At 56.7% G+C, this 20,793-nt stretch carries 18 protein-coding genes; 10 read left to right on the forward strand and 8 right to left on the reverse strand.

What is annotated here, in order from left to right:
- The first annotated feature begins 23 nt into the window (after positions 1-23).
- On the forward strand, positions 24-1,523 hold the full coding sequence (pitA, locus tag ACOTXI_RS17010; protein WP_008503116.1) for an inorganic phosphate transporter PitA: 1,500 nt from the start codon (positions 24-26) through the stop codon (positions 1,521-1,523).
- Between the two features lie 54 nt (positions 1,524-1,577).
- On the opposite strand, the gene uspB is transcribed toward pitA, so the two are convergent.
- A complete protein-coding gene (uspB, locus tag ACOTXI_RS17015) occupies positions 1,578-1,913 on the reverse strand; it encodes a universal stress protein UspB (RefSeq protein WP_003861224.1) in 336 nt (111 codons plus the stop codon).
- A gap of 283 nt (positions 1,914-2,196) precedes the next feature.
- Between uspB and uspA the strand changes: the two genes are divergently transcribed.
- Complete coding sequence (gene uspA / locus ACOTXI_RS17020; RefSeq protein WP_003861223.1) at positions 2,197-2,634, forward strand: universal stress protein UspA; 438 nt, start codon at positions 2,197-2,199, stop codon at positions 2,632-2,634.
- A 92-nt stretch (positions 2,635-2,726) separates the two neighbouring features.
- Here the strand turns inward: uspA and rsmJ are convergent, their stop codons facing one another.
- Both rsmJ and prlC read right to left on the reverse strand, forming a co-directional pair.
- Positions 2,727-3,479 carry a 16S rRNA (guanine(1516)-N(2))-methyltransferase RsmJ gene (rsmJ, locus tag ACOTXI_RS17025; protein WP_021242153.1) on the reverse strand — a complete coding sequence of 251 codons (753 nt, stop codon included), beginning with the start codon at positions 3,477-3,479 and terminating at the stop codon, positions 2,727-2,729.
- A 7-nt stretch (positions 3,480-3,486) separates the two neighbouring features.
- Positions 3,487-5,529: an oligopeptidase A gene (gene prlC / locus ACOTXI_RS17030; RefSeq protein WP_058654984.1), complete on the reverse strand. Its 2,043-nt coding sequence runs from the start codon at positions 5,527-5,529 to the stop codon at positions 3,487-3,489.
- Positions 5,530-5,736: 207 nt separating this feature from the next.
- Between prlC and ACOTXI_RS17035 the strand changes: the two genes are divergently transcribed.
- From ACOTXI_RS17035 to ACOTXI_RS17045, 3 genes are all read left to right on the forward strand, one after another.
- Positions 5,737-6,579, forward strand: coding sequence for a 23S rRNA (adenine(2030)-N(6))-methyltransferase RlmJ (locus tag ACOTXI_RS17035; protein WP_021242151.1), 843 nt, complete (start codon positions 5,737-5,739; stop codon positions 6,577-6,579).
- A gap of 71 nt (positions 6,580-6,650) precedes the next feature.
- Positions 6,651-8,003 (forward strand): glutathione-disulfide reductase, encoded by a 1,353-nt coding sequence (gene gorA / locus ACOTXI_RS17040; RefSeq protein WP_008503120.1) that lies wholly within the window; start codon positions 6,651-6,653, stop codon positions 8,001-8,003.
- A gap of 183 nt (positions 8,004-8,186) precedes the next feature.
- Positions 8,187-9,836, forward strand: a complete 1,650-nt coding sequence (locus ACOTXI_RS17045) for an alpha,alpha-trehalase (RefSeq protein WP_008503121.1) — start codon at positions 8,187-8,189, stop codon at positions 9,834-9,836.
- 59 nt (positions 9,837-9,895) lie between these two features.
- Here ACOTXI_RS17045 and ACOTXI_RS17050 read toward each other — a convergent pair whose 3' ends face one another.
- Positions 9,896-11,485 carry an STY4199 family HEPN domain-containing protein gene (locus ACOTXI_RS17050; protein WP_058654985.1) on the reverse strand — a complete coding sequence of 530 codons (1,590 nt, stop codon included), beginning with the start codon at positions 11,483-11,485 and terminating at the stop codon, positions 9,896-9,898.
- A 147-nt stretch (positions 11,486-11,632) separates the two neighbouring features.
- Here ACOTXI_RS17050 and ACOTXI_RS17055 point away from each other — a divergent pair, with 147 nt between their 5' ends.
- Both ACOTXI_RS17055 and ACOTXI_RS17060 read left to right on the forward strand, forming a co-directional pair.
- Positions 11,633-12,172, forward strand: coding sequence for a GNAT family N-acetyltransferase (locus ACOTXI_RS17055; RefSeq protein WP_025910199.1), 540 nt, complete (start codon positions 11,633-11,635; stop codon positions 12,170-12,172).
- 71 nt (positions 12,173-12,243) lie between these two features.
- Positions 12,244-12,582, forward strand: a complete 339-nt coding sequence (locus ACOTXI_RS17060) for a lysozyme (RefSeq protein WP_008503124.1) — start codon at positions 12,244-12,246, stop codon at positions 12,580-12,582.
- On the opposite strand, the gene ACOTXI_RS17065 is transcribed toward ACOTXI_RS17060, so the two are convergent.
- Together ACOTXI_RS17065 and ACOTXI_RS17070 are read right to left on the reverse strand one after the other, a co-directional pair.
- Positions 12,561-13,163, reverse strand: coding sequence for a response regulator transcription factor (locus ACOTXI_RS17065; protein ID WP_008503125.1), 603 nt, complete (start codon positions 13,161-13,163; stop codon positions 12,561-12,563). The genes ACOTXI_RS17060 and ACOTXI_RS17065 overlap by 22 nt on opposite strands.
- Before the next feature lie 154 nt (positions 13,164-13,317).
- Positions 13,318-14,076, reverse strand: a complete 759-nt coding sequence (locus ACOTXI_RS17070) for an SDR family NAD(P)-dependent oxidoreductase (RefSeq protein ID WP_008503126.1) — start codon at positions 14,074-14,076, stop codon at positions 13,318-13,320.
- Positions 14,077-14,195: 119 nt separating this feature from the next.
- On the opposite strand from ACOTXI_RS17070, the gene ACOTXI_RS17075 reads away from it, so the two are divergent.
- The 3 genes from ACOTXI_RS17075 to ACOTXI_RS17085 all read left to right on the forward strand — a co-directional run bounded on the left by ACOTXI_RS17075 (position 14,196) and on the right by ACOTXI_RS17085 (position 17,754).
- Entirely contained in the window at positions 14,196-15,095 is a 900-nt protein-coding gene (locus ACOTXI_RS17075; protein ID WP_103786817.1) for a LysR family transcriptional regulator, read from the forward strand.
- Between the two features lie 50 nt (positions 15,096-15,145).
- Positions 15,146-16,171 (forward strand): inner membrane protein YhjD, encoded by a 1,026-nt coding sequence (gene yhjD, locus ACOTXI_RS17080; protein ID WP_008503128.1) that lies wholly within the window; start codon positions 15,146-15,148, stop codon positions 16,169-16,171.
- A 260-nt stretch (positions 16,172-16,431) separates the two neighbouring features.
- Complete coding sequence (locus ACOTXI_RS17085; protein WP_008503129.1) at positions 16,432-17,754, forward strand: MFS transporter; 1,323 nt, start codon at positions 16,432-16,434, stop codon at positions 17,752-17,754.
- A 93-nt stretch (positions 17,755-17,847) separates the two neighbouring features.
- Here ACOTXI_RS17085 and ACOTXI_RS17090 read toward each other — a convergent pair whose 3' ends face one another.
- Positions 17,848-19,890 (reverse strand): AsmA family protein, encoded by a 2,043-nt coding sequence (locus ACOTXI_RS17090; protein WP_008503226.1) that lies wholly within the window; start codon positions 19,888-19,890, stop codon positions 17,848-17,850.
- A gap of 65 nt (positions 19,891-19,955) precedes the next feature.
- Complete coding sequence (pdeH, locus tag ACOTXI_RS17095) at positions 19,956-20,729, reverse strand: cyclic-guanylate-specific phosphodiesterase (RefSeq protein WP_008503227.1); 774 nt, start codon at positions 20,727-20,729, stop codon at positions 19,956-19,958.
- Between the last annotated feature and the right edge of the window lie 64 nt (positions 20,730-20,793).

The raw sequence follows: 20,793 nt of genomic DNA on the forward strand, positions 1-20,793 counted from the left end.
TCCTCAAAATGGCGTAACGTCCTATGCTACATTTGTTTGCCGGCCTGGATTTACATACCGGGCTTTTACTCTTGCTTGCTCTGGTTTTTGTACTGTTTTACGAAGCGATCAACGGCTTCCACGACACTGCAAACGCAGTAGCGACGGTTATCTACACTCGCGCAATGCGATCGCAGCTTGCGGTTGTTATGGCGGCGGTATTTAACTTTTTTGGTGTCCTCCTGGGCGGACTGAGCGTTGCGTATGCGATTGTGCATATGCTGCCAACAGATCTGCTGCTTAACGTAAGTTCTGGCCATGGCCTCGCTATGGTGTTCTCAATGCTGCTTGCTGCAATTATCTGGAACCTCGGTACCTGGTATTTCGGCCTGCCTGCATCCAGTTCTCACACCCTCATCGGCGCGATTATCGGTATCGGGTTAACCAACGCCCTCATGACCGGTACATCGGTTGTTGATGCGTTAAATATCCCGAAAGTACTGGGGATCTTTGCCTCTCTCATCGTCTCCCCTATCGTGGGTCTGGTGGTGGCGGGCGGGCTGATCTTCATCCTGCGTCGTTACTGGAGCAATACCAAAAAACGCTCCCGTATACACCTGACGCCGGCAGAGCGTGAAAAGAAAGACGGCAAGAAAAAGCCGCCATTCTGGACGCGTATCGCCCTGATCATTTCCGCAATCGGCGTGGCTTTCTCACACGGCGCGAACGATGGTCAGAAAGGCATTGGTCTGGTGATGCTGGTACTGATCGGCGTTGCTCCGGCAGGCTTCGTGGTTAACATGAACGCCTCCGGCTACGAAATCACCCGTACCCGCGATGCGGTCAACAACGTTGAAACTTATTTCCAGCAGCACCCTGAGCTGCTGAAAAAAGCGACCGGCGTTGACCAGTTAATCCCGTCTCCGGAAGCCGGTGCAACCACCGCGCCTGGCGAATTCCACTGCCATCCGGCAAACGCGATTAACGCGCTGGAACGTGCCAAAGGCATGCTGGGCAATATCGAAAGTTATGACAAACTGACCGTTGAGCAGCGTGGTCAGCTGCGTCGCATTATGCTGTGCATCTCTGATGTGACGGATAAAGTGGCGAAGCTGCCAGACGTGAATGCTGACGACCAGCGTCTCCTGAAGAAACTGAAAGGCGATATGCTCAACACCATCGAGTACGCGCCAATCTGGATCATCATGGCGGTCGCGCTGGCACTCGGTATCGGTACGATGATTGGCTGGCGCCGCGTGGCGACCACCATCGGCGAGAAGATCGGTAAGAAAGGCATGACCTATGCGCAGGGTATGTCCGCGCAGATGACGGCAGCAGTGTCTATCGGTCTGGCGAGCTACACCGGTATGCCGGTATCCACCACCCACGTACTCTCCTCGTCCGTGGCAGGTACCATGATTGTTGACGGTGGCGGCCTTCAGCGCAAAACCGTAACCAACATTCTGATGGCCTGGGTGTTCACCCTTCCGGCGTCCATCCTGCTGTCTGGCGGGCTGTACTGGATTTCGCTGAAGCTGATTTAATCGGTTAAAGGCGACAAAAAAGCGGGTCAGGAAACTGACCCGCTTTTTTTATGCTCAGTGCCAAATCATCAATGCAATCATGCTGACGACGACCAGCCCGCATAGGGCGCTGGTCAAAATGAACTGACGACGCAGGCGCTCGCAGCGACGGATAAATTCTTCATCGTGATGATCGCGGTAGCGCTGATAGTAGATATATCCCACCAGACGCATCTGTTTGCTGGGCTGTCCATGCGAGGTGAAGAACCCTCCACCGTCCACATACTGATAAAGCAACGGATCGCAACCACGAAGTACCACTAACAGCGCACGTAACGATGAGAAGTAGCGCGCCATATTCACTATGCAAACTACGCATAACGCCCAAAACAATGCGACGGTGCTAATCATACATCCTCCCCGGCGTCCGCCCACGAAGCAAGGCTTCTGAGCTACCGCACCCCAATGCCCTGACAGACAGTTCAGTGAAAGAATGACCAAAAGTCGATCCGGTTCGCGTTTTAATATCCGAACGGCTCATTTAATAGTGTAGGAGATCCGTTAATTTTTTTGCCACAAGGTTAATCGTTATCAACACCAAAGCTTGAAAAATATGTTTAACTGGGCCGTAATGAAAGCATCAGACGACGGCTTTCCCATTTAGTCATCGATAACTTAAGGAAGGAGTAACACTATGGCTTACAAACACATTCTCATCGCGGTAGACCTCTCCCCCGAGAGCAAAGTGCTGGTTGATAAAGCGGTATCCATGGCACGTCCCTACAACGCGAAAGTTTCGCTGATTCACGTTGATGTGAATTACTCCGACCTTTACACCGGTCTGATCGACGTCAATCTGGGCGATATGCAGAAGCGTATCTCCGAAGAGACGCACCACGCCCTGAGCGAACTGTCCACCAACGCGGGCTACCCGATTACCGAAACCCTGAGCGGCAGCGGCGACCTGGGCCAGGTATTGGTTGATGCGATCAAGAAATACGACATGGATCTGGTGGTGTGCGGTCACCATCAGGACTTCTGGAGCAAGCTGATGTCTTCCGCTCGCCAGCTGATTAATACCGTTCACGTGGATATGCTGATTGTTCCGCTGCGTGACGAAGAAGACGAGTAAGTGCAAAAAAGCCCGGTGGCGCTAACGCTTACCGGGCCTACAGGCGGCACGAAATGTAGGCCCGGTAAGGCGAAGCCGCCACCCGGCTTTTTTTATTCCGGTGTCCCCGAATAAATATCAAACCGGTGCCCTTTGGTGGTCACCGCGTTGGTCGTGGCAACGTCCGCCAGAGGCGGCGCATAGTCAGGGCGCTTCACCACCACCCGCTTCGTCGCCAGCTGACGAGCCGGTTCCAGCAGGCCATCCGCATCCAGATCAGGCCCCACCAGAGACTGAAACACCCGCATCTCTTTCTTTACCAGCGCGCTTTTCTGCTTGTGCGGGAACATCGGGTCGAGATAGACGACCTGCGGGCGCGGGGTGATATCGGTCAGCGCCGTCAGGCTCGAGGCATGAATCAGCTGCAATCGTTCCTGCAACCACGGCCCGATTTCCGGGTCCGCGTAGCCACGCGTCAGACCATCGTCCAGCAACGCGGCCACCACCGGATTACGCTCCAGCATCCGCACATGACAGCCGACAGACGCCAGCACAAACGCATCGCGCCCCAGCCCCGCCGTGGCATCCACCACGTCCGGCAGATAGCTTCCTTTAATCCCAACCGCTTTCGCCACCGCTTCGCCGCGACCGCCGCCGAACTTGCGCCGGTGCGCCATGGCTCCGCCGACAAAATCGACAAAAATCCCGCCGAGCTTCGGTTCATCGCGCTTACGTAATTCGAGATGTTCTGGTGTCATCACCAGCGCCATCAGGTTATCTTCATCGTGCTCCAGCCCCCAGCGGGCGGCCAGGACAGATAAGGCGCCGTCTCCGGCGCCTGTTTCATCCACTAAGCAGATCTTCACGTAACAATCAACCTTTGATCCCGTAATGCTCAAGCATCGCGTCCAGCTGCGGCTCGCGCCCACGGAAGCGTTTGAACAGCACCATTGGCTCTTCGGAACCGCCGCGGGTCAGGATGTTGTCGAGGAACGACTGGCCGGTTTCGCGGTTGAAAATCCCCTCTTCTTCGAAACGAGAGAAGGCATCCGCCGCCAGCACGTCGGCCCACAGGTAGCTGTAGTACCCCGCCGCATAGCCGCCTGCGAAGATGTGGCTGAACGCGTGCGGGAAACGACCCCAGGTTGGCCCAGGGATCACCGCGACCTGCTTTTTAATCTCCGCCAGGGTTTCAAGGATTTTCGCCCCCTGCTCCGGGCTGAACTCGGCGTGCAGGCGGAAGTCGAACAGGCCGAACTCCAGCTGGCGCAGGATAAACATCGCCGCCTGGTAGTTCTTCGCCGCCAGCATTTTATCCAGCAGTTCTTTCGGCAGCGGTTCACCGGTCTCGTAGTGGCCGGAGATAAACGCCAGCGCGTCCGGCTCCCAGCACCAGTTTTCCATAAACTGGCTCGGCAGCTCGACCGCATCCCACGGCACACCGCTGATGCCTGCCACGCCTGCGGTTTCGATGCGGGTCAGCATGTGGTGCAGGCCGTGACCGAACTCGTGGAACAGGGTGATCACTTCATCGTGGGTGAACAGCGCAGGTTTGCCGTTCACCGGACGGTTGAAGTTACAGGTCAGGTAGGCGACCGGCTTCTGCAGGGAACCGTCTGCTTTACGCATCTGGCCCACGCAGTCGTCCATCCACGCCCCGCCGCGCTTGTTCTCACGCGCGTAGAGATCGAGGTAGAAGCTGCCGCGCAGTTCGTTTTTCTCGTCATACAGCTCGAAGAAGCGCACGTCCGGATGCCAGACGTCGATATCGGTACGCTCTTTGGCGGTGATGCCATAGATGCGCTTCACCACTTCAAACAGGCCGTTAACGGCTTTGTTTTCCGGGAAGTACGGGCGCAGCTGCTCGTCGCTGATGCTGTAGAGGTGCTGCTTCTGTTTTTCGCTGTAGTAAGCAATGTCCCACGGCTGCAGCTCGTCCACGCCGAACTCCGCTTTCGCGAAGGCGCGCAGCTGGGCCAGCTCTTTTTCACCCTGCGGACGGGCGCGTTTCGCCAGATCGGTCAGGAAGTCGAGCACCTGCTGCGGGTTTTCCGCCATTTTGGTGGCGAGAGATTTGTCGGCGTAGTTTTCAAAGCCCAGCAGCTGCGCCAGCTCGTGGCGCAGGGCGAGGATTTCCGCCATGACCGGGCTGTTGTCCCACTTACCGGCATTCGGCCCCTGATCGGAGGCGCGGGTGCTATACGCGCGGTACATCTCTTCGCGAAGCGCCTGGTTTTCGCAGTAGGTCATCACTGGCAGATAGCTTGGGATATCCAGGGTTAACAGGTAGCCGTCCTGCTCTTTCGCTTCGGCCTGCGCTTTTGCTGCCGCCAGGGCGCTTTCCGGCATACCCGCCAGCTCTGCTTCGTCGGTAATCAGCTTCGTCCAGCCCATGGTGGCGTCGAGCACATTGTTGCTGTACTGGTTGCCCAGCTCGGACAGGCGCGCGGCGATTTCACCGTAGCGGGTCTGCTTCTCTTTTGGCAGGCCAATCCCGGACAGCTCAAAATCACGCAGGGCGTTATCGACCGATTTTTTCTGGGCGGTGTTCAGCTCGGCGTAGTGATCTCCGTCGCGCAGGTCGCGGTAGGCTTTGTAGAGCCCTTCGTGCTGGCCGACCCAGGTGCTGTACTCAGAGAGCAGCGGCAGGGTTTGCTCGTAGGCTTCACGCAGTTCCGGGCTGTTTTTTACCGAGTTCAGGTGGCTCACCGGGGAGAAGATACGCCCCAGCACGTCGTCCACTTCGGCCAGCGGCTGACACAGATTTTCCCAGGTGTACGGCCCGCCCTGCGCGACCACGCTTTCTACCGCCGCGCGGCAGTTGTCCAGCGATTGCGTAACCGCTGGAACCACATGCTCGGGGAGGATTTTAGAAAACGGTGGCAACGAAAAAGGCGTCAGTAATGGATTGGTCATAAACGCTGTCCTGTTGAAAGAGGTGAATGAAGCGCGCATCCGGCGCTGTGCATATGCGATCTAGAATGGGGTTAAGTGTAGAGGATTTCAATGCCAGACGTGGCGGAAAAGAGCCCGGTGGCGCTGCGCTTACCGGGCCTGCGGGTAATCTGCGCCGTTCTGCTGTAAACTGTGGCAAATCGTCAATTCAGCGGAATATCATTACCCATGCTCAGTTATCGCCACAGCTTCCACGCAGGCAATCACGCCGACGTCCTTAAACACACCGTTCAGAGCCTGATCATCGAATCGCTCAAAGAGAAAGAGAAGCCGTTTCTCTATCTGGACACGCACGCGGGCGCGGGCCGTTATCAGCTGAGCGGCGAGCATGCCGAGCGTACCGGTGAATATCTGGAAGGGATCGCCCGCATCTGGCAGCAGGACGACCTGCCTGCCGAGCTGGAGCCGTACATCGGCGTGGTGAACCACTTCAACCGCAACGGCCAGCTGCGTTACTACCCGGGATCCCCGCTGATTGCCCGCCAGCTGCTGCGCGAGCAGGACAGCATCCAGCTGACCGAGCTGCATCCGAGCGACTTCCCGCTGCTGCGTTCTGAATTCCAGAAAGACAGCCGCGCCCGCGTGGAAAAAGCCGACGGCTATCAGCAGCTGAAAGCCAAGCTGCCGCCAGTTTCCCGTCGCGGCCTGATACTGATCGACCCGCCGTACGAAATCAAAACCGACTATCAGGCGGTGGTGACGGGTATTCACGAAGGCTACAAACGCTTCGCCACCGGGACATACGCCCTGTGGTATCCGGTGGTGCTGCGCGCGCAAATCAAGCGCATGATCAAAGACCTGGAAGCCACCGGCATCCGCAAAATCCTGCAGATCGAGCTGGCCGTGCGTCCGGACAGCGACCAGCGCGGCATGACCGCCTCGGGCATGATCGTCATTAACCCGCCGTGGAAGCTCGAAGCGCAGATGAACAACGTGCTGCCGTGGCTGCACAAAACGCTGGTGCCAGCCGGTACGGGTCATACCTCCGTCAGTTGGATCGTGCCGGAGTAATCGCAGCCATCGGTGGAAACTATTGATTTCAGGTATACAATCGCGGCAATTCACGATTAAGGACAAAAGCTATGACTAAGCATTATGACTACATCGCCATCGGCGGTGGCAGCGGCGGCATCGCCTCCATCAACCGCGCGGCCATGTACGGCCAGAAGTGTGCGCTGATTGAAGCCAAAGCGCTGGGCGGCACCTGCGTGAACGTGGGTTGTGTACCGAAAAAGGTGATGTGGCATGCGGCGCAAATCCGTGAAGCTATCCATATGTATGGCCCGGACTACGGCTTTGACACCACCATCAACCACTTCGACTGGGACAAACTGATCGCCAGCCGTACCGCCTACATCGACCGTATTCACACCTCGTACGACAACGTGCTGGGTAAAAATAACGTCGACGTTATCCACGGTTTCGCCCGCTTTGTGGACGCGAAAACGATCGAAGTAAACGGTGAGACGATCACCGCCGATCACATCCTGATCGCCACCGGCGGCCGTCCTAGCCACCCGAACATCCCGGGCGTGGAATACGGCATCGACTCTGACGGTTTCTTCGAACTGCCTGCCCTGCCTAAGCGCGTTGCCGTGGTGGGCGCGGGTTACATCGCGGTGGAGCTGGCTGGCGTGATTAACGGTCTGGGTGCCGAAGCGCACCTGTTCGTGCGTAAACACGCGCCGCTGCGCAGCTTCGATCCGCTGATCGTTGATACGCTGGTTGAAGTGATGAACACCGAAGGCCCAACCCTGCACACCAACGCCGTGCCAAAAGCGGTCGTGAAAAATGCAGACGGCAGCCTGACCCTGGAGCTGGAAGATGGCCGCAGCCAGACCGTCGATTGCCTGATCTGGGCCATTGGCCGTGAACCGGCGAACGATAACTTCAACCTGGGCGTGACCGGCGTGAAAACCGACGAAAAAGGCTATATCGTCGTCGATAAATTCCAGAACACCAGCGTACCGGGCATTTATGCGGTCGGCGACAATACCGGTGCCGTTGAGCTTACCCCGGTTGCCGTTGCGGCGGGTCGTCGTCTTTCCGAGCGCCTGTTTAACAACAAGCCGGACGAGCATCTGGACTACAGCAACATCCCGACCGTGGTCTTTAGCCACCCACCAATCGGCACCGTCGGCTTAACCGAGCCGCAGGCGCGCGAGCAGTATGGCGACGACCAGGTGAAAGTGTATAAATCCGCGTTTACCGCGATGTATACCGCCGTTACCTCCCACCGTCAGCCGTGCCGCATGAAGCTGGTCTGCGTCGGCCCGGACGAGAAGATTGTCGGTATCCACGGCATTGGCTTCGGCATGGATGAGATCCTGCAGGGCTTTGCGGTAGCGCTGAAGATGGGCGCGACCAAGAAAGATTTCGACAATACCGTGGCGATCCACCCAACGGCCGCCGAAGAGTTTGTCACCATGCGTTAATGCATAAGCCCCTCTCCGGAGGGGCTTTTTTTATTCACATTCATAAATCGTTGCAAAACGAATGCTCCGAAAAGAGTGATCTACCGCACATATCCCTCCACATCTACCGAAGCGAATGTCTACGCTTATAAGACGCCCGGATAAACCTGTCTTTTGAACACACAACCGGAGGTCCCTATCACCATGTTCAACCAGAAACTACAGGCTACCGAGAACATCGAATTCGAGATTGCAGAAGAGCTGCGCTACGAGACCGATCCCTGCGAGTTGAAACTGGATGAAATGATTGAGGCGGAGCCGGAACCCGAGATGATCGAGGGGCTACCCGCCTCCGATGCACTGACGCCCGCAGACCGCTATCTTGAACTGTTTGAGCACGTGCAGTCCTCGCGCCTGTTCACGGACAGCAAAACCTTTCCCGACTGCGCGCCGAAGATGGATCCGCTGGATATCCTGATCCGCTACCGCAAAGTCAGACGCCACCGGGATTTCGACCTGCGCCAGTTTGTGGAAAACCACTTCTGGCTGCCGGAGACCTACAGTACGGAATATGTTTCCGACCCCGGTCTGTCCCTCAAAGAGCACATTGACAGCCTGTGGCCAGTGCTGACGCGCGAGCCGCAGGATCATATTCCCTGGTCTTCCCTGCTGGCGCTGCCCCAAGCCTATATCGTTCCCGGCGGACGATTCAGCGAGACTTACTACTGGGATTCCTATTTCTCCATGCTGGGGCTGGCGGAGAGCGGTCGTAACGATCTGCTGAAATGTATGGCGGATAACTTCGCCTGGCTGATTGAACGCTACGGGCATATTCCCAACGGCAACCGTACCTATTATCTCAGCCGCTCCCAGCCGCCGGTCTTTGCGCTGATGGTGGAATTGTTTGAGGAGGACGGCGTGCGCGGTGCGAAACGCTATCTGGAACACCTCAAAATGGAGTACGCCTTCTGGATGGACGGCGCGGAGTCGCTCCTGCTTAACCAGGCCTACCGCAGCGCCGTGCGTATGCCGGACGGCTCGTTGCTCAACCGCTACTGGGATGACCGTGATACCCCGCGCGATGAATCGTGGATTGAGGACGTGGAAACTGCCCGCCATTCGGGCCGTCCGCCAAACGAGGTGTATCGCGACCTGCGCGCCGGGGCGGCGTCCGGCTGGGACTATTCCTCCCGCTGGCTGCGCGATCCGTCGCGGCTCGCCAGCATCCGCACGACGCAGTTTATCCCCATCGATCTGAACGCCTTCCTGTACAAGCTGGAAAGCGCAATCGCCAACATCTCGGCGTCGAAAGGGGATAAAGAGACGGCAGACCTGTTCCGCCAGAAAGCCAGCGATCGCCGCGAGGCAGTGAACCGCTATCTGTGGGACGAGGAGAGTGGCTGTTACCGCGATTACGACTGGCGACGCGAAGAGCTGGCGCTGTTTTCTGCCGCCAGCATTGTGCCGCTGTATGTCGGCATGGCGACCCATGAGCAGGCCGAGCGCCTGTCGGATGCGGTCAAAGCGCGACTGCTGACGCCGGGCGGGATTCTGGCGACCGAGTACGAAACCGGCGAGCAGTGGGATAAACCCAACGGCTGGGCGCCGCTGCAGTGGATGGCGATCCAGGGGTTCAAGCAGTACGGCAACGACTCGCTGGGGGATGAAATCGCCTGGAGCTGGCTGCATACGGTGAACCATTTTTATCAGACGCATCATAAGCTGATTGAGAAGTACCACATCGCCAGCAGCACGCCGCGCGAAGGGGGCGGGGGTGAGTATCCGCTGCAGGATGGTTTCGGCTGGACGAACGGCGTGGTGCGGCGGCTGATTGGGTTGTATGGGGAGCCTTGAATAGGGTGCGGTCTGGTGCCCTCACCCCTGCCCTCTCCCACGGGGAGAGGGAGGAGAAATCAGCGAATCACCTCATAAATGGTGCTCTGAATAGACTGCCATTTTTTGGTGGTGGCATCCGGCTGTGACTTCGCACGGCGTGTGGCCATGTCGAGATCGTGCTGCTGGCGTTTCACCACCGCTGGCACGGTGCAGAAAGCTTTGAGGTACTCTTTACGTACCGAGGTCAGAGACTCGCCGTTCGACATCGCGTGGCTGAGCGTGTTGATGAAGCGCCGACACGGCTTCTCTTCCACCATGTTTTGCCGGTAGCGTAGCATCAGCTCCAGCACGTCGTCATAGCCTGCCGACATCGCCTCTTCGGTCCAGGACAGCTTCCAGTCCATACCGCCCTGCAAAAAGAGCTGGGTCACGCGGGTGTCGTTGCGGTTAATGGCCGAGCGGAAATTATTCTCGTCCCAGGTCACTCCCATGCGCGTGAGCGTTTCGCGCGAGGAAGGCGTCTCACGCATTTCCTGTGGCGGCGCCGCTTCAGCCGCGCTGACGGCCGCAGGCTGCGGTTTACTGCTGGTCACCAGCCAGAAGCCTCCCGCCACGATGGCAATCACCATGACGCCAACTGCTCCCCATAACGCACCGGAAATGAGCTGCTCGCGTTGTTCGGGGGTGCGCGGCGCGCGCTGGGTCGGCTTTTCAATGGTGTCACGGACTTCAAACAGATCCCCACCGGTGACCCGATCCATTTTCTGCGCCTTTTCCCAGAAGGTATGCAGTTCGCTGGCATCTACCGCCATGAATCCCGCCGGATTGACGCGCGTTCTCCCCTCTTCAAACGCGCGTTGAACGGGCCGCGCGATCTGCGCGTAGTAGTTATCCAGCAGCTGGATTTGCGCCGAGCTTAACGTTTTCTGGACGGTGATGTTGTTACGGATTTGCCGAATGTCATCGAGGAAGGTTTGCAGCGTTTTACGCGGTTCAACCAGCAGCGTCAGCATGGACGGGTCGCTGAACAGCGAAGCGTAATAGCGGCTGAACTCTTTTTTATCCACCAGCATTTGCGCCAGTTCGCTGAACATCATGCCGCTCAGGACATCGTTGATCTCGCCCAACTTCAGCCAGCGCCGTACGCGGTCGGCGTTAAACAAAGTCTTGAGATGGTTATTCAGCCTTACCTGATCGGGCCAGGCCTGCTGGATGAGCCCTTTTATCATGAGCTCTATCGCCCGCACCTGCTTATGCGCCTGCTGCTGCTGGAGTTCGCTGCCCGGAGCCAGCTCCGTGCTGTAGGTCAACAGCGGCTGCTGCAGGCGAAGGTGCTCCAGCGCGGTGACAAAGCGCATCGCCGCAATCAGCTGGTTTTCACTCACATCCTGTCCGCTTTCATACTGCGGCACGCGCTGCTGCAGCAGGCGCAGCTGGAGCGTAAATTCCGACATCTCGGCATCATTCAGGTTGAGTTTTTTCGCTACGGCTCCCCAGCCGCCCAGGGCTAATCGCGCGCTGTCCAGTTGTTCCAGAAACCAGCGTGGATCTTTGCCCTCAGAAGCATGTACATTCAGAAGAAGCAAAATTTCCACCGACGCATGGCGAATGACCGCCAGACAGTGTTCGAACTGTTCGCGAATATGATGTGATGTGCTGAGAGTCATTGTTTTCCTTAAGCGACAACGAAGACATCCGGATTGGCACGTAACGGCCTTTTTTCTTTTTATTTATACGCGGTTAACCATACCTGACTTTCTGTTGAAATAAAGTGACAACCCTAAAATCATTTAAAATGTTTCAGGAGAATCTGAATGCCGGTTTTAATTACCCCTCGCCTGAACTGCTCGCCTTTACAAGAAGAAGACTGGCCCTTTTTTCTGGCGCTACAGCAGCATCCCGACGTCATGCGCTTTGTGGCGGAAGACCGCCCCGTCGCGGCGATCCGCGAGGCGTTTGATTCGCGCCTGACGCCCTGGACGCCAGGGAGCGCGCACTGGCTGTGCCTCGTCGTGCGTGACGCCGCTTCCAGGGCTCCGTTGGGCGTCACCGGGTATATTCATCGGGAGGAGGATTGCGCTGAGGTCGGTTTTCTTTTCGCTCCCGAGGCGCAGGGGAAAGGTTACGGCTTTGAATCCCTGAAAGCGCTTTGCGATTACGCTTTTCATCAGGGCGGTATACGTCGACTTACCGCCACCGTCACCGCCGGGAATGTCGCCTCACGACGTCTGCTGGAAAAAGCCCGCTTTTGCCTGGAGGGCGAATTACGCGAGAGCTATTACCTTGCGGGACGTTGGCATAATGACTGGTTATTTGGTTTATTGCGGCAGGAATATCTGAATAACAATCCCTGATCAATAGCCATTTGGCGGATATTTCTCGTACCTCATTTCCTCTACAGTGTCGCCATTAAGAGGAAATGAATATGAAAGAGCATGCGCTGAAAATATCTTCTGCCGCCATCGCGTTAATAAAGAAACATCAGGGTCTTTCTCTGGAAAAATATCGTGACGAAAAAGGATTATGGGTTATCGGCTATGGCCACGTTATCCGCGATCAGGAGCATTTTCACGGCCCTGTCACACCTCTGGAGGCTGAGACTTTGTTGCGCGAAGATATCCGGTTGTGTGAAGCGCTGCTGCGGGAAAATATGACACGTCCATTAACCCAACAGCAGCATGATGCGCTGGTGATGATGATATTCAGTTTCGGAGAGATAACGTCGCTCCCAAACGCGCTTTTTCAGGCCGTCGCCCGGGTATAATACATGGCTGCCTGCGTTCTGTTTTTCACGTCCAGCCGCCGGAAAAGCGCCTCGAGGTGCGCTTTTACCGTGGCCGCACTGATGTTCAGATTGCGGCCAATCTCTTTATTCGACTCCCCCGCCGCCAGCAATTTCAAGACTTCGCGCTGGCGCTCGCTCAAGGATAATAATGCCTGAGGCGACGTCGGCTCTCTGACCCACTCTCCGGGAAAACAGACCATCCCTCTGGATACCGAATCCAGTACGGCGGAAAACCGTTCGGAATTGGCGTTTCGGGGAACAATGGCCATGACGTTTCGCTGCCGCAGCTGCTCAGCACATTTGGCCTCTTTTTTCGCCAAAATCAGAATCACACGTATCGCCGGAAAGCGATGCAGGATCGCTTCCAGCAAAGTGCTCCCTTCGTCCTGAATTAAATTCCCATCAATCATGACGATAGCCGACGGTGAAGCAGAAATCTGAGTCCATAAATCTTCTGCCTGACAGGTCCCAGTTATATTTATTTCCGGAATCAACCTCTGAAGACTGTGTATCGCTCCGTGAATAAAGAGTGACTGCCTGTCAAACATGATTACTCGCATCGTTTTTTCCCCTCTGAGAATAGCGAAGGGGGATTCTACAGAGGCATTATTTAAGAAAAAACTCAACGAATGGATACGTTACAAATCCCCGGTGTTCTTTATATCTGTCAGTATTTAGACACATATATCTTAAGGATTTACTCAAGCGCATACCTCACAGGAACATACCGCCTGATACTTCAATACGTTGCGCATTCATCCAGCCCAGTTTGTCGCTGAGCAGTGCCGCAATGGCATCGCCGATATCGTCAGGCAGCCCCACCCGCCCCAGCGCCGTCTGGGACGCCAGCATCTGGTTGAGCTCCGCGTTGTCGCGCACGTGTCCGCCGCCAAAGTCGGTTTCTATCGCGCCAGGCGCAATGATATTGACGGAGATGCCGCGCGCGCCCAGCTCTTTCGCCTGATAACGCGTCAACACTTCCATTGCTCCTTTCATCGCCGCGTAGGTCGCCGATCCCGGCTGGGTAAAACGGGCCAGCCCGCTGGAGACGTTGAGGATCCGTCCGCCGTCGTTAAGCAGCGGCAGCAGGCGCTGCGTCAGGAAGAAAGGTCCTTTGAAATGAACGTTCAGCGCCTCGTCAAACTGGGCTTCCGTCGTGTCGGTATAAGGCGCATATAAACCCGTCCCGGCATTGTTCAATAAATAGTCAAACGTTTCACGCTGCCAGACGCTCTTAAGGGTCTCCTGAAGCTGTTGGGCAAAATGCTCAAAGCTCGTGATATCCCCGACGTTGAGCTGCAATGCCGCCGCGTTGACGCCTTTTTCCTGAATTTCATGCACAACGTCCAGCGCTTCCTGCTGGCTGCGGTTGTAGGTCAGCACAATTCCCGTGCCGTCTGCCGCCAGCTTTAAGGCAGCATTTTTACCCAAACCACGGCTACCACCCGTCACTAATGCGATACGTTCAGTCATCATAAACCTCGTTTTGGCTGTTATGGAGATTGAGTAAGAGCTTATTAGGTGATAGAAAATCAATAAAGATGAGTTAAAACGCTTCACTGTTTCAGCACAAACAACAATGAGCTACATCTATGGATAAAATTCACGCAATGCAGCTGTTTGTTCGCGTCGCGGAACTGGAGAGTTTTTCCCGCGCGGCAGAAACATTAACGTTGCCGAAAGGCAGCGTGTCACGGCAGATTCAGGCCCTCGAAAACCGGCTTGGCACCCAGCTATTGCACCGCACCACCCGCCGCGTCAGCCTGACGCAGGACGGTATGGTCTATTACGAACGGGCAAAAGATCTGCTGGCAAACCTCGATGAGCTGGACGGTATGTTTTTGCACGCTCCCTCCAGCATCAGCGGACGGCTCCGCGTGGATATGCCCGTCGCCGTTGCTCGAAATTTAGTCATCCCCAAACTCCCTGCTTTTCTGCAGCATTATCCGGGCATCGAGCTGGAGCTCAGCAGCAGCGATCGTCTGGTGGATGTGATCCGCGAAGGGTTTGACTGCGTGGTACGCGTCGGCACGCTGAAAGATTCAGGGCTTATTGCCCGACCGTTGGGCAAGCTGTCGGTGATTAACTGCGCCAGCCCGGATTATCTGGCGCGTTTTGGCTACCCGGAAACGCTGGACGATTTAGGCTCGCACGCCGTCATTCACTACACCGCTACGCTGGGAACTCGCCCACAGGGCTTTGAGTTTTATAACGGCAGTACGACGCAGTGGATAAAAACGGGAGGGGTGTTAACTGTTAACAGCACCGAAACTTACCAGGCTGCCTGCCTCGCCGGGCTGGGCATCATTCAGGTTCCGCGGGTTGGGGTGCGAGATTTACTGCGCGCGAAGAAACTGATTGAAATTCTCCCGCAATACCGGGCCGAACCAATGCCTGTCTCCCTGATTTATCCCCACCGGCGCAACCTCTCCCGCCGGGTACATCTGTTCATGGAGTGGCTGACCGAACTCACAAAAGCTTACGTGGACTAGTCGCAAGCTATAATTCAGTAACATCCAGCCAAACGAAAAGGAAAAGACGCGTGACGCCGGAAAATAACCCGCAACGACCCACCCAACATTTAGAGTATGAACCCATCAAGAAGATGGAGACCGAGCCGGAAGAGACCAGGTCTCCAGGTACCGCCAGCAAAGCGCTGGGGACCGTCACCGGCATTATCGCCAGAATTCAGCAGTTTCCCATGATTGCGCATCTGATACGTGCGACCGAACGCTTTAATGACCGCATGGGAAACCAGTTTGGTGCCGCCATCACCTATTTTTCCTTCCTGTCGATGATCCCGATCCTGATGGTGTCGTTTGCGGCGGCCGGTTTTGTGCTCGCCTCGCACCCGACGCTGTTGCAGGATATCTTTAACAAAATCCTGAATAACGTCAGTGATCCAACCCTTGCCAGCACGCTCAAAAGCACCATCAATACCGCCGTCCAGCAGCGCACCACCGTCGGTATCGTCGGTTTGCTGATTGCCCTTTACTCCGGCGTTAACTGGATGGGCAACCTGCGCGAGGCCATTCGCGCCCAGTCGCGCGATGTCTGGGAGCGTAAGCCGCAGGATCAGGAGAAAATTTGGGTGAAGTATCTCCGCGACTTTGTTTCGCTGATTGGTCTGCTCGTCGCGCTCATCGTGACGCTGTCCATTACCTCCGTGGCGGGCTCGGCGCAGCAGATGATCATCTCCGCGCTCTACCTTGATTACATCGAATGGCTGAAGCCCGCCTGGCGCAGCATTGGGCTGGCCATTTCCATCTTCGCCAACTACCTGCTGTTCTTCTGGATCTTCTGGCGCTTGCCCCGTCATCGTCCCCGCAAGAAGGCGCTGATCCGCGGCACGTTGATCGCGGCGATCGGCTTTGAGGTGATCAAAATCGTGATGACCTACACCCTGCCGTCGCTGGTGAAATCCCCTTCCGGCGCGGCGTTCGGCTCGGTGCTGGGGTTAATGGCGTTCTTCTACTTCTTCGCACGTTTAACCCTGTTCTGCGCCGCGTGGATCGCCACTGCCGAGTACAAAGACGACCCGCGAATGCCGGGCAAAACGCACCGTTAACCCCTCTCCCGGGCTGAAATTTCAGCCCGATTCATCATTTCAGCATATAAATCCAGTCCGTAACTTTTATTTAACCGAAAACCAGTTTTATTGACTGATATTTAAAATCTGTGAAGCATTTCATAGACGTGTTTTGGCTGGCCTGAAAATTATCCGCTTTTTGTTGCTTTTATCACCAGGTCGCGGCTTTGTTACAGATTGAAATGTCGCTTTTGCTGTGCGTAATATGGCCTTTCGTTCGACAAAAATAAGAAAATATTATGCAAGCAACCGCCACCACACTCGACTCAGAAACGGAAAACGTTCCGGTAAATTCGCGAAATAAAGTTGTCGTCGCCTCGCTGATTGGCACCGCCATCGAGTTCTTCGACTTTTACATTTACGCCACCGCGGCGGTCATCGTCTTCCCGCACATTTTCTTCCCGCAGGGCGATCCGACGGCGGCCACGCTGCAGTCTCTGGCGACCTTTGCTATCGCGTTTGTTGCGCGTCCGATTGGCTCCGCGCTGTTTGGACACTTTGGCGATCGCATCGGACGTAAAGTGACGCTGGTGGCCTCGCTGCTGACGATGGGGATCTCCACCGTGGCCATCGGCCTGCTGCCGACGTATGAGACCATCGGCATTCTGGCGCCGGTCCTGCTGGCGCTGGCGCGTTTTGGTCAGGGTCTGGGACTGGGTGGTGAATGGGGTGGCGCGGCGCTGCTGGCCACCGAGAACGCCCCGGCGCGCAAGCGCGCGCTGTATGGTTCTTTCCCGCAGCTTGGCGCACCGATTGGCTTCTTCTTCGCCAACGGGACGTTCCTGCTGCTCTCCTGGCTGCTGACGGATGAACAGTTCATGAGCTGGGGCTGGCGTATCCCGTTTGTCTTCTCAGCCGTGCTGGTGCTGATTGGCCTGTACGTGCGAGTTTCTCTGCATGAGACCCCTGTTTTCGCAAAAGTGGCCGCGGCGAACAAGCAGGTGAAAGTGCCGCTGGGCACGCTGCTGACCAAGCACGTCCGCGTGACCGTACTGGGCACGTTTATCATGCTGGCCACCTACACGCTGTTCTACATCATGACCGTTTACTCCATGACCTTCAGTACCGCCGCCGCGCCGGTTGGGCTGGGTCTGCCGCGTAACGAAGTGCTGTGGATGCTGATGATGGCGGTGATCGGATTTGGCGTGATGGTTCCGATTGCGGGCCTGCTCGCGGATAAGTTCGGTCGTCGCGCAAGCATGATCACCATCACCACGCTGATCGTTCTGTTTGCTCTGTTCGTCTTCCCGCCGCTGCTGGGTTCAGGTAGCCCGGCGCTGGTGATGGCCTACCTGCTGATTGGCCTGAGCCTGATGGGGTTGACCTTCGGCCCGATGGGTGCGCTGCTGCCAGAGCTGTTCCCGACGGAAGTGCGTTATACCGGCGCGTCGTTCTCCTACAACGTCTCGTCTATTCTGGGCGCCTCCGTTGCGCCGTATATCGCCACCTGGCTGCAGGCAAACTACGGCCTGTTCTATGTGGGTGTTTATCTGGCGGCCATGGCGGCACTGACGCTGATTGCGCTGCTGCTGACGCACGAGACGAAGCACCAGGCTCTGTAAGCTAATGCCGGGTGGCGGCTACGCCTTACCCGGCCTACGATTCAAATGTAGGCCGGGTAAGCGCAGCGCCACCCGGCAAAAACAGGCCGCACCTTACTTCTTCATCTGTGACAAAATGGTCCGGCACTGATTCGCCTCGCCTTCTGACGGCGAAATCAACGCCAGCAGCGCTGCGGCGGGGGTAACCAGCGTCGCGAGGGCTGCGGCCACCGCGCCACGCGCAATCAGCGGTCCGGGCTTCACGCCCGCCTGCGGATTTTTGAAGGTTCCACGCACGTACAGCGGCGAGCGCAGGGTGATGATACGGATCCCCTTACTTTCCGGATCGATGGTCAAATCCAGCTGTTCGGACGCCATGCTGGCGGTACCGGTCACGTTAATCACCGCATTTTCCGTGTCGAAGGCAAAAATCTGCGGACGCGCCACGCCGTTAACCAGATCCAGATTGGCCGCCGCGCAGTTCACCCGCACCTCATCATCACCGAAGATTTGCCCGATGATGTAGTTCCCGACGTTCAGCCCCAGGATCTCCATCAGGTTACGGCTCACCAGCCCGTCGTTCATCAGCAGCTTCAGGTTGCCATTACCGCTGCCCAGCAGCGCCGCCACGGAGTTCCCCACGCCGCGGATGTCGGCATCGCCGTTCATCTCGCCGAGGGTCTTCTGCATCAGCTCGACGTTCGGCATCAGCGCTTTCAGCTTAAGCCTGCGGGCCTGAATCTCCGCGCGCCCCTGCATCGGCTTTTTATCGCCTTCCAGGTGAATGTTGGAGGAAATCGTCCCGCCCGCCATGCCAAACTTCAGCGGCTGCAGGCGCAGATCGGCATTTTTCAGGATGATATGCGTCGAGAGATCGCTCAACGGCAACGTGCTGCCATGCTCAATTTTACGCCCTTTGAAGCGGACGTCCGCATCCATCACGTTCCACTTATCGGTTTCAAAGCGATCGTAAGGCAGCACTTTTCCCGCAGGCTGAATGTCCTTTTTCACCTCTTTTGATTTTGTGCCTTTACCGGAATCCACGCCGATCAGCGGGCCGAGATCGGCCAGACGCAGCTGGCGGGACTCAACGTCCCCTTCCAGCTTCGGTCTCGGTTTTCCGGTGGTGTAGGTCAGCGAGCCGTGGATATCGCTGTCGCCGATGCGGCCGTTAAAATCACGGTAGTCAAAAACCGACGATTTTTCGCTGTCGATTTTGGCGACCAGATGCCCGTCCGTTTCGAACGGCGGGGTATCCGGCAGCAGCACGCCGGTCAGCTCATACAGCTCGCCCAGCGAATCACCGGCAAATTTAAGCTGAAGATCGACGCCGCCCATGTTCATCGGGTCGTTAACCGTTCCCACGAACGCCACGCGGGTGTTACCGGAGCGGAAGTCCGCCTGCACCGGGAACGGCGTGCCTTCGCTCCGGAGCGCCAGCATGCCGCCTATTTTCCCTTTACCGCTGAGCGGCTGGTCGTTGTAGCGTCCTTTTGCCGTCAGGCCGAAGACATAGTCGCCCACGCTTGCCGTGTCACCTTTGGCTTTCGTCCCCGTGACCTCGCTAAACGGCAGCGGCTTGCCCAGCGGATCGACCAGGATCTCCACGTCGGCCTTGCTGACCTTATCGTCGATGGCGATCCGCCCGCGATCGAAGAGAATATTGTCGAGACGGAATGACCAGGAGGAAGGCTGGGCGTTCGGATCCTTTTCGCCATCGCTGGCAAGGTTGAACGTCCAGTTGTTGTTTTTTTCAGAGAGGCGGATCAGGCGCGCGTCGGGCTGCTGAAGTTTGATCCACGGCAGATAGACCGTTTTGGTCAGCAGCGCGAGCGGGGCCAGCGTGGCCTCAACGCGCGGCAGGTGGATCATGGTGACGTCCGGGATATCCGGCGGGTTACCGAGAATGATGTCGTCGGCGTGGACGTGTGGCCACGGGATCCAGCTTCGCCAGCCGGGCTCCTCTTTCTGACGCTCCCACACGACCCCTAAATCACCGCGTATGGCGAAGGGGCGGTTCAGTTCGGTTGAGACTTTCTGGTTGATGGTCGGCTTAAGACGGTTCCAGTCAAACGTCGCGATAATGATGGCGACGACCACGATCAACAACAAGAAAATCCCTGCTGTCCAGGAGATTACCCTGGTTGTTCTTGTCATTTTTATCCCCTTTCCTGATGACCTGTCCTGTAAAACTATAGTCCAGACAAAGGGAAGCGGGCTTATCAGAGGGTAGTTATCACGCTATCGAGGCGATCCATGGGTACCGGTCGGGAGAGGAAATAGCCTTGCGCCGCCGCGGCAGGCGAGCTTTGCACATCACGCCACTCTTCCAGCGTTTCCACACCTTCAACAATCACGCCCTGGCAATAGCGGTTCATCAGCTGTAATAACAGCGTAAACAGGTTCCGCCCTTCCGGGGTCTGACGCAGCATAATGAACAGATCGCGGGCCACTTTAATGTAGTCATAACGCACTTCACTCAGAGCCGAAAAGTTCGCCATGCCGGTGCCAAAGTCATCCAGCCATAGCGGGCCGTATTCGCATATGGAGGCAAACGAGGAGTCCTGCGGCAGGCGGACATGCTCCACCAGCTCAAAGCGCACCCACGGCAGGGTGGCGATCAGCGCCTGCAATTTCGCGTTCTGACGCAGCGCCAGCAGAGTGGGGCCATCAACATTCACTGAAGCGAGGATATCGTGCTGTTCGAAAAAGGGCTGCTTCGTTGCCAGCATACGGAGCTGCTCTTCCAGCACGTCAAGACGCTGGCGAACGGCCACTTCGGCAAAATAGCGATCCGGTGCGATGCGCTGGGTAGGGTTTGAGGGATGCGTCACGACGGTCAAAATTTCAATGGCCATCAGTCGACCGTCTGTTCGGTATATCGGCTGATAGGTATACGCACGCTCACATTGCAGCCAGTAGCGATGCTCCTGCAAGTTCTCAATACTTGCCTCAGGCGTGGTGCTCAGCCGCTGGATAACCTGCTCTGACTTCATTTCAGATGTCCTGTTGTTGGGATGGCCTTTCTGGACTCGTCACAGGATTATCGGCGCGACAATT

Origin of the sequence: Enterobacter cloacae complex sp. BZL2005, from assembly GCF_049238885.1 — a bacterium.
GTDB classification, from domain to species: Bacteria; Pseudomonadota; Gammaproteobacteria; order Enterobacterales; family Enterobacteriaceae; genus Enterobacter; species Enterobacter roggenkampii.